Origin of the sequence: Thioclava sp. F28-4, from assembly GCF_002020045.1 — a bacterium.
Classification (GTDB): Bacteria; Pseudomonadota; Alphaproteobacteria; order Rhodobacterales; family Rhodobacteraceae; genus Thioclava; species Thioclava sediminum.
Window position 1 is genome coordinate 318,128 of the sequence record NZ_MPZQ01000005.1, and the last position, 14,622, is coordinate 332,749.

13 protein-coding genes are annotated in these 14,622 nt (G+C 58.3%); 4 read left to right on the plus strand and 9 right to left on the minus strand.

The genetic code is table 11. The features are described from left to right. Positions 1–27: 27 nt before the first annotated feature. The 8 genes from BMI87_RS13360 to BMI87_RS13395 all read right to left on the minus strand — a co-directional run bounded on the left by BMI87_RS13360 (position 28) and on the right by BMI87_RS13395 (position 8,093). Positions 28–1,071, minus strand: coding sequence for an aliphatic amidase (locus BMI87_RS13360; RefSeq protein WP_078522100.1), 1,044 nt, complete (start codon positions 1,069–1,071; stop codon positions 28–30). A gap of 71 nt (positions 1,072–1,142) precedes the next feature. Further along, entirely contained in the window at positions 1,143–1,835 is a 693-nt protein-coding gene (urtE, locus tag BMI87_RS13365; RefSeq protein ID WP_078522101.1) for an urea ABC transporter ATP-binding subunit UrtE, read from the minus strand. Continuing rightward, positions 1,835–2,581, minus strand: a complete 747-nt coding sequence (gene urtD / locus BMI87_RS13370; RefSeq protein WP_078522102.1) for an urea ABC transporter ATP-binding protein UrtD — start codon at positions 2,579–2,581, stop codon at positions 1,835–1,837. The genes urtE and urtD overlap by 1 nt, the downstream gene beginning before the upstream one ends. 11 nt (positions 2,582–2,592) lie before the next feature. After that, entirely contained in the window at positions 2,593–3,765 is a 1,173-nt protein-coding gene (gene urtC / locus BMI87_RS13375) for an urea ABC transporter permease subunit UrtC (protein ID WP_078522103.1), read from the minus strand. 3 nt (positions 3,766–3,768) lie between these two features. Then, positions 3,769–4,662, minus strand: a complete 894-nt coding sequence (urtB, locus tag BMI87_RS13380; protein ID WP_078522104.1) for an urea ABC transporter permease subunit UrtB — start codon at positions 4,660–4,662, stop codon at positions 3,769–3,771. Between the two features lie 57 nt (positions 4,663–4,719). Further along, positions 4,720–5,970 (minus strand): transporter substrate-binding protein, encoded by a 1,251-nt coding sequence (locus BMI87_RS13385; protein ID WP_078522105.1) that lies wholly within the window; start codon positions 5,968–5,970, stop codon positions 4,720–4,722. Between the two features lie 351 nt (positions 5,971–6,321). Continuing rightward, positions 6,322–6,930 carry an ANTAR domain-containing response regulator gene (locus tag BMI87_RS13390; protein ID WP_078522106.1) on the minus strand — a complete coding sequence of 203 codons (609 nt, stop codon included), beginning with the start codon at positions 6,928–6,930 and terminating at the stop codon, positions 6,322–6,324. Next, a complete protein-coding gene (locus tag BMI87_RS13395) occupies positions 6,930–8,093 on the minus strand; it encodes a transporter substrate-binding domain-containing protein (RefSeq protein ID WP_078522107.1) in 1,164 nt (387 codons plus the stop codon). The genes BMI87_RS13390 and BMI87_RS13395 overlap by 1 nt, the downstream gene beginning before the upstream one ends. A gap of 561 nt (positions 8,094–8,654) precedes the next feature. Here BMI87_RS13395 and BMI87_RS13400 point away from each other — a divergent pair. From BMI87_RS13400 to BMI87_RS13410, 4 genes are all read left to right on the plus strand, one after another. Further along, complete coding sequence (locus BMI87_RS13400) at positions 8,655–9,986, plus strand: cytosine permease (RefSeq protein ID WP_078522108.1); 1,332 nt, start codon at positions 8,655–8,657, stop codon at positions 9,984–9,986. 67 nt (positions 9,987–10,053) lie between these two features. Continuing rightward, complete coding sequence (locus BMI87_RS13405) at positions 10,054–11,073, plus strand: alpha/beta fold hydrolase (RefSeq protein WP_078522109.1); 1,020 nt, start codon at positions 10,054–10,056, stop codon at positions 11,071–11,073. Positions 11,074–12,147: 1,074 nt separating this feature from the next. Next, a complete protein-coding gene (locus BMI87_RS22130) occupies positions 12,148–12,954 on the plus strand; it encodes a hypothetical protein (RefSeq protein ID WP_146681602.1) in 807 nt (268 codons plus the stop codon). 101 nt (positions 12,955–13,055) lie between these two features. Further along, complete coding sequence (locus BMI87_RS13410; protein ID WP_168175215.1) at positions 13,056–14,078, plus strand: glycosyltransferase; 1,023 nt, start codon at positions 13,056–13,058, stop codon at positions 14,076–14,078. Positions 14,079–14,517: 439 nt separating this feature from the next. Here BMI87_RS13410 and BMI87_RS22135 read toward each other — a convergent pair. Continuing rightward, the coding region (locus tag BMI87_RS22135) for an integrase core domain-containing protein (protein WP_146681604.1) at positions 14,518–14,622 on the minus strand (105 nt) is incomplete at its 5' end.

The following is a 14,622-nucleotide window of genomic DNA, read 5'->3' on the forward strand; positions in this document are numbered from 1 at the left end:
TGTCTCCGCCGGCCCTGCTCGCCTGCCTCACCGGTGAGTGGGGTCGGACTTTTCGTTGGGGATACCGTCGATCGGGCATTCCTCGGTGCCGACGGTCGAGCGGGTCATCGCCTCGACCATCTCGCGCGTGCCTTCCGGATCTTCCGCCCATTTGGTGTAAAAGTCGTAGGGGCACTCGGCGAGACCGTTGGTGTCGTCACCCGAGTTGATCATGCCGGTATAGCCACGGTGCACGAGCTTGAAGAGGTGGTTCTGGCTCTGCATGTTCTTGCGCGCATCGCGGATCGCCGAGACCGAGAGCTGGCCGTATTGAATGCCGTATTCCTCTTCGCCGCATTCGCCCAGCGTGCGGCCGTCGAAGCCGACGATGGCCGAATGGCCGAAATAGGAATAGACGCCGTCGAAGCCTGCCGCGTTGGCGACCGCGACATAGGAATTGTTCGCCCAGGCCATCGCCTTGGCCATGATCACCTGCTGGTCCTTGGCCGGATACATGTAGCCTTGGCAGCGGATGATCAGCTCGGCGCCCTTCATCGCGCAGTCGCGCCAGATCTCGGGGTAGTTGCCGTCATCACAGATGATCAGGCTCATCTTCATGCCCTTCGGGCCTTCCGAGACATAGGTGCAGTTGCCCGGATACCAGCCCTCGATCGGAACCCAGGGCATGATCTTGCGGTATTTCTGAACGATCTCGCCCTCGTTGTTCATCAAGATGAGCGTGTTGTAGGGCGCTTTCTTCGGGTGCTCTTCGTGGCGCTCGCCGGTCAGCGAGAACACGCCCCAGACATTGGCCTCGCGGCAGGCGGCGGCGAAGATTTCGGTCTCTTCGCCCGGGACCGACGAGGCGGTCTCGTACATCTCGGTCTCGTCATACATGATGCCGTGTGTCGAGTATTCGGGGAAGATCACCAGATCCATGCCCGGCAGACCCTTCTTCATGCCTTTCACCATGTCGGCGATCTTGTGGCAGTTCTCGAGAACCTCGGCCTTCGTGTGAAGACGCGGCATCTTGTAGTTGACGACGGCGACGCCCACGGTATCGGCGCTGCTCGAAATATCTCCATGATACATGTTGTTACCTCTGCTGTTGGTGGAGTTGTCGAATGCCTTTCCGGTTGATCCGGGAAGGCGGGTTTATGGGGTCAGATCGCCATGTGTTTGGTGACCGTTTCCTCGGTGAGATCCGCGATCGCGCCATCGGCCACGACGCGACCGTTCTCGAGCATCGTGAAGTTCTGCGCGGCACGGCGCGCGAATTTCACGTTCTGCTCGACAAGGAGGATCGTCAGTCCGAGTTCGGCATTGAGGCGGATGATGATGTCCTCGATCTGCTCGACGATATTGGGCTGGATGCCCTCGGTCGGCTCGTCCATCAGGAGGACCTTGGGGCCGCTTGCGAGCGCGCGGGCGATGGCAAGCTGCTGTTGCTGACCGCCCGAGAGCACGCCCCCGGGCCGGTCGAGATTTTCCATCAGATAGGGAAAGATCTTCGGGACGATTTCGGGAATGGCGCGCGGGCCCTGCGCCGCGAAGCCGCCCATCAGGATGTTCTCGCGGATCGTGAAATCGGGGATGATCATCCGGCCCTGCGGCACATAGGCGATCCCTGCCCGCGCGCGCCGGAAGGTCGCGTCGGCGGAGATGTTCTGCCCGTCGAGCACGACGTCGCCGCTCTGGCGGTCGGTCAGCCCAAGGATGGAACGCAGAAGCGTCGTCTTGCCCACGCCATTGCGGCCCAGAACGGCGAGGATCGTGCCGCTCGGCGCGCTCATCGAGACGTCGTGCAACGCCTGGCTGCGGCCGTAGAAGCTGTCGAGGTTGCTCAGAGAAAGCATCAGTGAATCCCTCCCGAACCGAGATAGGCTTCGCGCACCTTTGGATCGGTCTCGATCTTTTCCATCGGGCCCTCCGCGAGCAGCTTGCCCATGTGCATGACCGTGATCCGCTCGGCGATCTTGCGCACGAAAGCCATGTCGTGCTCGACCACGAGGATCGTGTGGCTGCCCTTCATTTCGTTGATGATTTCGGCGGTGCGGAAGGTCTCGGCATGGGTCATCCCCGCGGTGGGTTCATCGAGAAGGATGACCTTCGCCTGCTGCGTGATCAGCATCCCCAGTTCCAGCCACTGCATCTGGCCGTGGGACAACTCGCCCGCGACCGTATCGAGCACCGGCTCTAACCGCGTCATCGCGATTACGTCCTCGACCCGCGCCCGGTCCTCCGCCACCATGTGCAGGCGAAGGTTGCGGAACACGCCGGGCTCTCCCGAGGCCGCGACTTCGAGGTTCTGCCGAACGGTCAGATCGCGGAAGACGCTCGGGATCTGGAATTTCCGCCCGATCCCGTGCCGCGCGATGATGTGCTCGGGGCGGTTGGTGATGTTCTCGCCAAAGAGATGGACGCTGCCTTGGGTGGAAGCGGTCTTGCCGCTGACGAGATCCATCAGCGTGGTCTTCCCGGCGCCGTTGGGGCCGAGGATGACCCGCAACTCGCCTTTCTGAACCACGGTGGTGAACCCGTCCACGGCCTTGAACCCGCCGAAATCCACCGTCAGCCCGTCGATCGTGAGTGCTTCATTCATGTCCGTCCCTCCTATTCCGCGGCTTTCGGGGCCGTCTCTGCGGGCGTGCCCTTCCGGCGGCGTTCGAACCGCCCCAGAAGATCGCGCGCGATGCCTGCAAGCCCGTTCGGCAGGTAGAGAACGACGAGAACAAAGATGCCCCCGATGATCAGCTTCCACGCTTCCTTGAAGATTTCGGTCTCGCTGACCGTGGCCTCGACCGTGTTGATCAGGATCGCCCCGATACAGGCGCCGAGCAGCGAGTTGCGCCCGCCCACCGCGGCCCAGACGACCATCGAGATCGAGAAGCCGATATCCATGAAGCTCGGCGAGGCGAATTCGGCGGCGACCACATAGAGGAGCCCCGCGAAGCCCGCGATCCCGGCGGAGATCGTGAAAAAGAAGATCTGATAGGCCGCGACGTCGTAGCCGAGATAGCGTGCCCGGGTCGGATCATCGCGCGTCGATTGCAGGATCAGCCCGGCCCGTGTCGAGACCAGCCAGCGGCCCAGTAGAAGCACGACCGTGAGCGAGACGGCGACCACGTAATAGGTCTCGACCATATAGGGGTCGAATTCGAACCCGCCGATGGTCAGCCAGCCCAGATCGGTCAACCCGTTGAAGCCGTTGGTGATCGGCTGCGCATCGATGAGCAGCAGCCGCACCAGAAGCACGAGCGCCAGCGTGATGATCGCGACATATACGCCCGAGACGCGCAGTCGGAAGATCGACGAGGAGAGCACGAAGGCGACGATCAGCGGGATCACGATCGACATCGCCATGCCGAACCATTGCGACTGGAACGGGATCCAGAGGAACGAGCCCTTGTTGATGCAGCACAGATCGGTGACGGCGCCCGGCTCTGCGTTCCAGAGCATGAAGTCCGGCACCGGTTTGTCGGAGCCCTGCTGGAGGCTGGTGGCGCTCATCAGCTTGAGCGACATCGCCGTCATATAGGCGCCGAGGCCGAAGAAGAGCCCCTGCCCCAGATTGAGGATCCCGGCATAGCCCCAGGACAGTGCGATCGCGATGCCGAGCATGCCGAAGACGAGATATTTGGCGATGCGGTTGAGCCAGAACACATCGTCGATCACCAGGGGCGCGCCGAGAACCATCACGATGAAGACGGCGTAGACGGCCCAGTCGGCATGTCGCTGAAGACGGCTCGTGGAGCTGGGAAGTGTGGAGGACGTTTCGCTGGACATCGCTTACCTCGACTTGAAGGAGAACAGGCCGCGCGGGCGCCACAGGATCAGGGCGATGACCACCGCGAAGACGACGGCGCGGGCGATGATGTCATTGGACGCCAAGGCGACGATGCCGTTGATCTGTCCGAGAATGCCCGCGGCGAGGATCGTTCCGAGAAGGCTGCCGACCCCTCCGACGACGACGACGAGGAAGCCATCGACCACGACGGATGCGCCCATCTCGGGCATGACCGTCTTGAAGCCTGCGAGCAGCACACCGGCGATCCCGGCAAGGCCCGAGCCATAGGCGAAGGTCAGCGCCGAGACGCGGCGCACGTCGATGCCGCAGGCGGCCGCGATCTGGGGATTGCGCATGATCGCGCGCACCTGCACGCCCATCGGGGTGCGATACATCAGCCACCAAGTCAGCCCCGCGAGCATCAGCGTCACGACGATGATGAATGTGCGATAGGGCTGGATCGTCATGCCCGCCACGTCGATCGGCTGGGTGAGGAAGGCCGGGACCGTCATGTTCTGAAGGCCCGGTCCGAGACCGTCGATATGGATACCGAAGAAGCTCAGGCCGAATTCGAGGCGGATCAGCTGTTGCAGCAGGATTGCCACGCCCCAAGTCGCGAGCAGCGTGTCGATGATCCGTCCGTAGAGCCTTCGGATCACCAATCGCTCGATCACGAGCCCCACGAGCCCGGAGGTCACGAAGGCCAGAGGCAGCGCGAAGAACAGATTGAGCCCAAGATGGAGCCCGGCGAGCACCGCCGTATAGGCCCCGATCATGACCAGCTCGCCATGCGCCATGTTGATGACGCCCATCGCGCCGTAGGTGATCGACAGGCCAAGCGCGATCAGCAGCAGGATCGAAGACAGGGACAGGCCGATGAAGATGATGTCAGACATAGGGAATTCCGCCTCGCTCGGATGGGCACCGGACATCAGCCCGGTGCCCGGTTTGCGTCACAGCTTGGTGGTGTCGAGACCGGCGCCGGTGCAGAACAGGTTCTCTGCCGTCTCGCCGTAAGCGACGTAGGGCAGCGGCTTGGTCGGTGCGTCATAGGCATTGACGATCGTGCCCTGACCATCGGCGCCCCACTGCGCGATGCGCGGCGTGAGATAGGTGTGCAGGTTTTCCGGATCGACGGTGACGGTGCCGTTCGGGGCCTCGAAGACCTGACCCTTGATGCCTTCGCGCACCGCATCCGCCGAGATGTCGCCGGCCTTCTCGACCGCCTGTTTCCACAGATAGACCTGGAAGTAGCTGCTCTCGAGCGCGTGGTGCGTCACCGCCTTGGGATCGTTGACATATTTCCGATAACGCTCGATGAAATCGCGGTTGCGATCGGTGTCGATGGCCTGGAAATATGGGAAGGAGGTGTAGCTGCCTTCGGCGAATTCCGGACCCATCGCGGCGATCTCGATTTCCGAGGTGACGGTCGCGCAGATCGGCAGTTTGTCGTGGGTCAGGCCCTGGTTCTTGAACTCGCGGTAGAAGGCCACGACCGAGTCGCCCACGACATTCGACAGAACCACGTCGCAGCCGCTTTCCTTGATCTTGGAGACCATCGCGCCCCATTCGGAATGGCCGAGCTCGAGATATTCGTCCGCGACCCACTCGCCGCCATTCTGCTCGATGAGGATCTTCGACACTTTCGCCATCTCGCGCGGGTAGATGTAGTTCGAGCCGACGATGAAGAACTTCTTCTTGCCGAGCGTGTTGGTGATCCACGGGATGAAGTTCGACAGCTGCTGGTTCGGCACCGCGCCCGTGTAGACCACGTTCTTGGAGCACTCGAAGCCTTCGTAATAGGTCGGGTAGAAGTAGAGGCTGTTGCGCTTTTCGAAGACCGGCAGAACGGCCTTGCGGCTCGCCGATGTGTAAGAGCCGAACACGGTCTGCAGGCGATCGCGGATCACCAGCTTCGAGGCCTTCTCGTTATAGGTCTTCGGGTCGGATGCGCCGTCTTCGAGGATCGGCTTGATCATCATCCCGTTCACGCCGCCTGCGGCGTTGATCTCGTCGATCGCCATCATCGTGGCATCGGCGAGCGATTTCTCGATGATCGAAAGGCCGCCGGTCAGCGAGAACAGGACGCCCACTTCGATTTCACCCGAGGCGCGCGCGGGGCTCCCGATCATCGACGGGCCGAGGGCGGCTGCGGCGCCGAAAGCGGTCGTGTGTTTTAGGAAGTTTCTCCGGTTCGTTTTCATTTCTGTCTCCCGTGTTGAGGTTTTGTTTTGATTTTTCAGGCCGTAAATGCGCAGGGAGGACTCCCGTGCACGAGCGTTTGGTATGTGACCGATTGTGTGAGGTGCCGTGACCGGACCGCGGGGGTCCGGATCATTTTGGCGAAGGGGGCTCCGGGTGTTCGGAGCGATTGGCATCGTTGCCATTCAGCGCCGCCACGAGGGCGGGGTTGCGTGCGCTCTGGTACGCCCGCAGCGATGGCGCGGCCTTTGCACCATCCTGAAAACCAAAAAAGCCCGCGAAGACACTACAGTGTCTTCAGCGGGCTTTCTGTGCCGAACCGATGGACATCATTGGCCATCGATCTGATTCGACTATACATCATCCGGTCTTGATGACAACAATTCGTTTGCGTTGATGATCGCGACCGCCATTTCCTCTACGGAAATCCGCTTACCCATCGCCTGCGCACGAATGGTGCCATAGGCTTCCCTCTCGGAAATCTTGTGCATTTCCATGAGGATAGACTTCGCCTTCGAGATCTTCTTCTGACCGGAAATCTTCTTTTCGAGCTTGCCGATCTTGTCGTGGAAATCCGCCGCCTGCATCCAATTGGAGCGTGCGACGACAAGATTTGTCAGCATACCGAAAGTCCGGACCGGCTTCGAAATCACCGCGAATGCGTTGATGTCGAGCACCAGTTCGATCATCGCCGGGTTCTCGTAATTCACGATGCCGATCACCGTCGGGCCGGGTTTCTCGGACTTCCGCAGCATGCTGCTCAGGGCACTCTGGCTCTCGAAGAAGACGCCTGCAAAAACGACATCCGTCCCGCTCGGCAGCGCCTTGGCGGGGGGCCACATCAGTTCCGCGCGGCAGCCGATGCGTTTGAGCTGATCCATGAGCGCCTTGCCATCTGCGTCCGGTGGATGGACGACGATGACCGAGAGGTCGCGCAAATCCTTGAGACGCAGCCGGGGCATCAGCTTCCGCCCCCTCCGGCTCCGAATTGCGGAGACGTCATCTGCAAGTCTTCATCATATTCAACGAGATAAGGGTCCGGTCGCACCGGCGCCTGCGCTTCGCGCACGATCTCGAAAGCACCGCTTTCGCCGACGACGGCAACCCGGGGCCAGAGGCTCGTGTGATGGGTATCGCCTTCGACCTGCACGGGGCCCTGGGGTGCCTCGAAGCTGAAATTCGGCAAGGTACGCAAGACGCTATCGCGATCGGTCGCCCCGGACCGGCGCACGGCTTCCGCAAAGAGATAGACTTGGAAATAGGCGGCTTCCGTCCCCGCAGAAATCGGCTGATCCGGCCCGAACCGGCGCGCATAAGCGGTGACGAAGCGACGGTTCGCCTCGGTATCGAGCACGCTGAAATAGGGCGCGGCCGTCACGTTGCCGATCGAGGCATCCTTGCCGACCGCGAGCAGTTCGGGCTCGCCCGAGGTCAGGCTTGCGATGGGCTGTTTGCTGCGATCGAAGCCCGCGCGGTCATAGGCCTGGTAGAAGCGGACCGATCCTTCACCCACGACCGTCGAGAACACGACCGCAGGCCCCGCAGCCTTGATGCGCGAGATCGCCCGCTCGATATATTCCTCGTTATGGCGCAGGGGGATGTAGATTTCGTCGACGACCTTCGCCCCGCGATGCATCAGCAGATCCCGCATGATCCGGTTGGATTCATAGGGGAAAACGTAGTTCGACCCGACGAAGACAAACCGGTCGCCATAGGTCTGCGTGAGATAGTCCGCCAGCCAGCGCGAGTTCTGGTTCGGGGCTGCGCCCGAATAGACGCAGCTGCTCGAAAACTCGAACCCTTCGTAAAGCGTGGGGTAGAACAGCAGCGCGCGGCGTTGCTCGACCACCGGCAAGACGGCCTTGCGCGCGGAGGACATGTAGCAGCCGAAGATAGTCTTTGCGCCGACATCGATGAGGCGCTCCGCCTCGCTCTTGAAGCGCAACGGATCGGAAGCCGGGTCGCTGTCTTCGATCAGAAGTTCACGACCATCGATACCGCCTGCATTGTTGATTTCTTCGATCGCCAGCAGCGCAGCCTGACGCTGCGTGCGCTCGATCACCGACGTTACACCGGTTTGGGAAAAAAGGAGGCCAACTGCGACCGGCTCGTTGTCAAAAGCCATTAATACGGTTCCATATCTTTCAACGAGAACTCCCGCGAATGCGGAGTCCGGGGGGAACGGTCACATAAGAATCGAATAGCAAATGACTGACGTCACGGCAAGCGCGACGCATTGCAAAACGCATCTGAAATCATGCGATGAAATTTTTTCCGCATTATTTTCAGCACCTTACATCGTTACATCAAAACATTTGCATATTGAAACGAATCACGCCATCGTGTTGACGTAGCGTTCAACGAAGAGCGCCGCATCTGGCAATGAAAGCCCCTTACGAACCATGTGAATGGATTCGTGAGGGGCTTTTGCGTTTTCGGCCCGGCGATTTGCCGCCCCAAATGGAGAGACCACAGAGCCCTAACCCGATTGGCGCACGCGCCCAATAACTCTGAGATCAGTATAACCGGTCACAAACGACGGCAGGATCAAGCTGCCGAACTGATCGACCCCTTATCCACTCCGCCCCGGCGAGACTTTCGTCAGCGTTTGCCCACGGCAAGCGCCCGGCCTTCGCATGCCTGCAAAAACAAGAACATCAGAAACAGTCCAACAACGAGGAACATCATGACCACGACGGAAAAGCATCTCGAGCCAGAGGCGCTCGAACATATCGAAGAAGAGATCGATCACGCGCTCGGCGATGAATACGAACATGAACCGGTCCCGGCAAAAGCCCGGCGGAGCATGTTCTCCGTCACGATGGTCTGGATGGGTTTCCCGATGATCATCACCGGCGCGATGACCGGCTCGATCCTCGTGCTCGGCATGGGGTTCAGCTCCGCGCTGACGGCGATGATCATTGGCAACCTGATCATGCTGGTCTATGTCGGCCTGCTCGGGCAGCTCGGCGCGACGAAAGGGATGAACTTCGCCCTGCTCGCCAGCATCGTCTTCGGCCGCAAGGGCTATGTCTTCGCCTCCGGCCTGCTCTCGACGCTTCTACTTGGCTGGTACGCGGTGCAAACCGGGATCACCGGCGCGCTCGTCAGCTCCACCTATGACCTGAACTACGTCGTCATGACGCTCATCGCCGGTGCGCTTTATATCGGCGTCACCTTCGTGGGCGTGAAAGGCCTGCACCTGATCGGCATGATCTCGGTGCCGCTCTTCGTCATTCTGGGCCTCTTCGTCGTCGGCGACGCGGCTTCGACGACCAGCTGGGACGCGATCATGTCCCACCCGGGCAATAATGGCGTCGCGACGATGTCGATGGGCGTCGGCCTGACCGTGGTCATCGCGCTTTTCATCGACGCCGGCACCGTGAGCGCCGACTTCAACCGCTGGGCCAAGGACACGAAAAGCTCCTGGGTCGCGACCTTCAGCGCCTTCCCCTTCGCCAACCTCGCCGCGATGCTGGTCGGCGGCATCATGACCGCAGCCCTGGCCGTTCCGGATGCCAACCCCTTCGGCACCGACAACATGTTCGGCTACATGAACAACATGCAGATGACCTGGCTGAGCGTTCTCGCCTTCCTCTTCCTCTACGTGAACCTTGGCTCGGTCTGTGCCCACTGCCTCTATAACGCAGCGACCGGCTGGTCGCGCATCCTGCGCAGCCACATGCGTCTTTTCGCGGTGATCCTCGGCGCCATCGGCATCGTCATCGCGGCCACCAATGTCTGGGCCTTCTTCATCGAGTGGCTGTCCCTGCTGGGCATCCTCGTGCCGCCGATCGGCGCGATCATCCTCGTGGATCAGTTTCTCGTGCGCAAGAACTCCGAGATCGACCGCGACTGGCGCTGGACGGCCTTCATCGCCTGGGCCTGTGGCTCCGCGGTGGCCTTCGTCGTCGAGTGGTATCTGCCCCATCTGTCGACCGCCATCTCGGCCGGACTTGTCGGCGGCGTCGCTTACTACCTGATCTCCACGCTGAGCGGGAAAACCGCGACTGCCTGATCCGTAACGATCTTCCGGAGCGTCGCCTGAGATAGGGCGTCGCTCCATTTTGACATGAGGAAAAACCATGACCCTTGATTATGAAATCTTCGAGCTTGGCACCTTCGAGTTCCAATGCGGCCTCGCCGTGCCCAACACTCGTCTCGCCTACAAGACCTTCGGCAAGCTGAACGCGGCCAAGGACAACGTGATCGTCTACCCGACGTGGTATTCCGGGCAGCATTACGACAATGAATGGCTGATCGGGCCCGGCATGGCGCTCGACCCCGAGAAATACTTCATCATCATCCCGAACATGTTCGGAAACGGGCTCTCCACCTCGCCCTCGAACACGCCGGAGCCCTATAACGCGGACCGTTTTCCGAACGTGACCGCCTATGACAACGTCAAGGCGCAGCATCGTCTGGTGACCGAGAAGTTCGGCATCGAGAAGATCCGCATGGTGACCGGCTGGTCGATGGGCGCGCTTCAGACCTTCCACTGGGGGGCGATGTATCCCGAGATGATGGATCTGATCGCCCCGTTCTGCGGGTCGGCGAAATGCTCGCGCCACAACTATGTCTTCCTCGAAGGGGTGAAGGCGGCGCTGCGGGCCGACGCCGCGTGGGAAAACGGGCGCTACACCTCTAAGCCCGAAAAAGGCCTCCGCGCGGTTGGCCGCGTCTATGCAGGCTGGGGCTTCTCACAGAGCTTCTATCGGGAAGAGCTCGACCTGAAGACCCTCGGCTACGCCTCGCTCGAAGACTTCCTGATCGGGTTCTGGGAAGGGTTCTTCCTGCCGAAAGACGCCAACAACCTGCTGACCATGGCCTGGACCTGGCAGAATGGCGATATCAGCGCGAACGAGCTGTATAACGGCGATTACAAAGCGGCGCTCGGCGCGATCAAGGCGAAAGCCTATGTCATGCCCGGCCAGACCGACCTCTATTTCCCGCCGGAAGACAGCGAGATCGAAGTCGCCAACATGCCCAACGCCGAGTTCGTCCCGGTTCCGTCGATCTGGGGCCATTTCGCTGGCGGCCCCGGGACGAACCCCGACGACGTCAAATTCATCGACGACAAGCTGAAAGAGCTTCTGGCCTCGTGAACCGAGCCGAAGCTTTGCGGATATCGGAAAGGGCGGCTCATGGCCGCCTTTTTCATTGGCGCGCCTGATGACGATGCACGAATACATAACGCGCCCTTTTGGGCGTGATCAGACTTTAATTTCTGGGTATAGGATTTGGTTGCGGGAGGGTGCAACCACCGAAGTCTACGCAGCGTCCGCGCCCTCATATGAAGCAAGGTTTCAGCACTAATCTGACTCGAAAGTCACCGATTGCTACAGAAAACGCGATGCGCGCGTCGACACGCCGGAATGCACGCGCTCATCCTCTTGCCCTGTAGGGCTTCGCTGAACCAATCGGCGTCATAGCTTCGGTCGGCGAGCAGCCATTCCTCAGCGGACAGACGGCGCGGAAGCGCCGCAGCGCCAATTTAGTCAGTGACTTGACCGCTGGGCATGAAGAACTTGGTCGGTCGTCTTCTCGTGTCAGTCAACGCATTAAGCCTGGGGTTCACTCCGCACTTGGCGCGGCCGAACAGTCATCCACGTTTCCTCTTTAGCTCGGCAAGCTCGAGCCCGTGCGATGCGCATTCGGGTAAATCGCGTCGATAATGATCTTTGCCGGCTCCGCCTTATCGGCTCCCTGCCCTTGGGTGAACCGGACGAACGCGCCGATGTCGCTCCAGCATTTCCGGCGATTGCAGAGAGTCATGGCAGGACCTTATTCCGGGGCGCATCACGCCATCGCAAGCTGTTACGATTAATGAAAATTACACCGCTTAGCACGCGCTGGTTATCAATCCTAGGGAAGGCTAAGACTCTTAGAGAAGAACACTACAGTCACGCCAACTGCGCTTCGCTCAACCAGATCAGGTGGATCATCACGCCCTCCATAGATGAAGAGTCCATAGATGAAGTGCATGCCATCACGCGGACAAGACGCTCGCACGCCTATCCAAAGGCCCTGAGCCTAAGTTAAGGGAGGAAACGCGGCTCCACGAGGGGGACTGACACAAAGCCGGGCGTTCCATTCCGAAAATGCGCCTGTCTATACTCTTGAGCGGGCGGTCTTATTAGTATAACGATCCGCCATAGTTTTCCTCGGGAGGCAGATCGATGGGCGCACGACGGTTTTTTTCACGATTGCTAAAACCGTTTGGGCTGGTCGTTCACCGCCGGAACTCCGCTAATAAACATTATTTTATAGAGGCTTATAGTGATTTCAAAAAAGGGCTAATCACTGAGCTCGCTCAACGGTTCGATTATACTATCCGCAGAGGTCCCTTTTCTGGGATGCGCCTTCCCCATGGGGGATCATGGAGCGATTACGACCTGGGCTCAAAAATTATTGGCTCATACGAAAGCGAGTTATTTTCCTCTTTGGAAGATGCGATTAACTGGAGACCCGAGGCAATTGTAAACATAGGGGCATCCGAAGGGTATTATGCGGTTGGGCTCTCTCGTCGAATTAAAACTGCAAGCGTTTTTGCATATGATACGGATTTGGAATCGCGGCATACGCTGGCGACTTGCGCTAAGATAAATAATTCGGACGTTCAAATAATTGAATCTCTCGACCTCTCTGACGCTAACTCTTACTTTTATCGAGAAATTGAGAAATTCTCCAAAATTCTTTTTGTAGTTGACTGCGAGGGCTGCGAGATCGGCCTAAAAAACGTTCCATCAAATATCTCAGTGAAATCAGCTTTTATTATTGAGATACACAAAAAAGCGCGCCCCGACATGAGCTCAAAACTCAAAGATTTTTTAAAGGAAAGCCACACTCTTGTTGAAATTCATCAAGAAACAAAAAAAGTTGAAGATTACGATGAGCTTGATGAATTCATGCCGCTCTTAGGCGCGGTGGTTCTTGATGAGTTTCGCGAATATCGTATGTCTTGGCTTGTAGCGTGGCCAAAATGAGAAATGCTATTTTTTTCGTTGTGGATGCCAAATTCTTTGAGCTCGCATTCGCGTTGTCGAGACGGCTTTCTGACGACTGGTCCGTCGACGTCCACGTGTTCGTGGAAGATCCCGACACCGACTGCCATTTTCTCAATGACTCCATAGAAATTATTGAGGCCTCCGAGAAGCAAAAAATCTTCATTCACAATAACGAACTCACGCACTTACTGCCTAACAAGTTGCCTGCTAGCGCAATGTGGCCGCCAATAGTTTATTTGAGGATTTTCGCTCCTTTCGCTCTTAAAGAGTACGATCGCGTTCTATATCTCGATGCGGACATAGCGCCACTTCGAGTCGATCACAAAATATGGTCGACAAATTTGCCGGCTGGAATTGCCGCGGTATCAGATTTCGGGATGATTGCCAACGCGTCAATTAGGAAAGTATCGATCAAAGACTGGGTCACCATGTTGGGCATACGTTCCGAACGATATTTCAATTCTGGCGTTATGCTTATTGATCCGAAAAGATGGATCGAACACGATTTTAGGTCGTTACTCAAAGCTTTTGTGGATGCGCACGAAAATGAGATCATACACTTTGACCAAGACTTTTTAAACTGGGTATTTCAGGATGCATGGGTAGAATTGCATCCATCTTGGAATTTCCAAGCCAAGCTCTTCAATGCTAACGTTGAGGAACTATTCCCCCCAATATTCTTGCACTTTAGCAAAGCAGAAAAGCCGTGGCACCGACTTCACGATGACAATATAGACGACTTTGATCGTTGTGGATTTTTATTTTTTCAGCGCCTATTGGGTGATAGGTTCGACGCGCTCTCTTCATTGTTCACGGAAAAAAAACCTAAATTCATTTCTCGCCTTAAGGCGATATCGCGCTCGAAACTTAGCAAGCTAGGCATTCAGAGTCGGAAAGAAAAAAGACTGAGAGCAGCGCTTAAGGAAGGGAGAAATAAAATTTTGAAGCATCTTGAGAACGGTGATTTTATTGATAAAACCGACATAAATAAATATTATTCCGATTACCATGTGGCTTTTGACGGAAAAACCCTGAGGAAACCTGTTAATATTGAAAAAATACTAGGTAGCGGCAGCGATCGCGTCGAAAAAATCGAAAGGTGAATCGAGCGCCTCGACTTGTTTCGGCGATATGGTCCTGCGCTCGACGGCATCTTGCGGGAAGATAATCAAGATGAGCAGTCAGGTGGAGCGACTCTCCTCTCGTGGTCCAAGACCTAGCGTGGGCTTCATCTTATCATAGCTAATTTTCGACGGCTGGTAGGCTTTCGCTCAGGGCCAAGTGCGTCAATCGGCACGCAATCTTGACCCCCAATCGCCGCCCAAACAGCCCCCCTTTGGCACAACGCGAGCTGGCTCGATGCGGTGTAGTTCAGAAACCCATCTTTGAAACTTGGGACCCGGCTATGGCCATCCGCTGCGCGACGGGGGCTGCTCGCGCTGACCTGCCACTGAACTTTCATCCAGCCGCGACCGGAGCCCGGTTGGTGTTGATCCGCACCCCAGAGCTCTACCGCCCTTAGGCAGAGTTTCCCGGCTTTGCTCAGGGTGACGGGCTGGTGACGCCCCCCGATTTCGTCAGCGTGATCGGGGCCTTGTTCCCGATCGCGCCGTGTGGCCGTTCCTCATTGTAGTATCTACGCCAAGC

Bases quoted from the DNA above. Each gene is read 5' to 3' on its own strand.
- BMI87_RS13395 (WP_078522107.1), bottom strand. From the start codon at position 8,093: ATGGCTTTTGACAACGAGCCGGTCGCAGTTGGCCTCCTTTTTTCCCAA.
- BMI87_RS13390 (WP_078522106.1), bottom strand. From the start codon at position 6,930: ATGCCCCGGCTGCGTCTCAAGGATTTGCGCGACCTCTCGGTCATCGTC.
- BMI87_RS13360 (WP_078522100.1), bottom strand. From the start codon at position 1,071: ATGTATCATGGAGATATTTCGAGCAGCGCCGATACCGTGGGCGTCGCC.
- BMI87_RS22130 (WP_146681602.1), top strand. From the start codon at position 12,148: ATGGGCGCACGACGGTTTTTTTCACGATTGCTAAAACCGTTTGGGCTG.
- BMI87_RS13405 (WP_078522109.1), top strand. From the start codon at position 10,054: ATGACCCTTGATTATGAAATCTTCGAGCTTGGCACCTTCGAGTTCCAA.
- BMI87_RS13400 (WP_078522108.1), top strand. From the start codon at position 8,655: ATGACCACGACGGAAAAGCATCTCGAGCCAGAGGCGCTCGAACATATC.
- urtD (WP_078522102.1), bottom strand. From the start codon at position 2,581: ATGAATGAAGCACTCACGATCGACGGGCTGACGGTGGATTTCGGCGGG.
- BMI87_RS13385 (WP_078522105.1), bottom strand. From the start codon at position 5,970: ATGAAAACGAACCGGAGAAACTTCCTAAAACACACGACCGCTTTCGGC.
- urtC (WP_078522103.1), bottom strand. From the start codon at position 3,765: ATGTCCAGCGAAACGTCCTCCACACTTCCCAGCTCCACGAGCCGTCTT.
- urtB (WP_078522104.1), bottom strand. From the start codon at position 4,662: ATGTCTGACATCATCTTCATCGGCCTGTCCCTGTCTTCGATCCTGCTG.
- urtE (WP_078522101.1), bottom strand. From the start codon at position 1,835: ATGCTTTCTCTGAGCAACCTCGACAGCTTCTACGGCCGCAGCCAGGCG.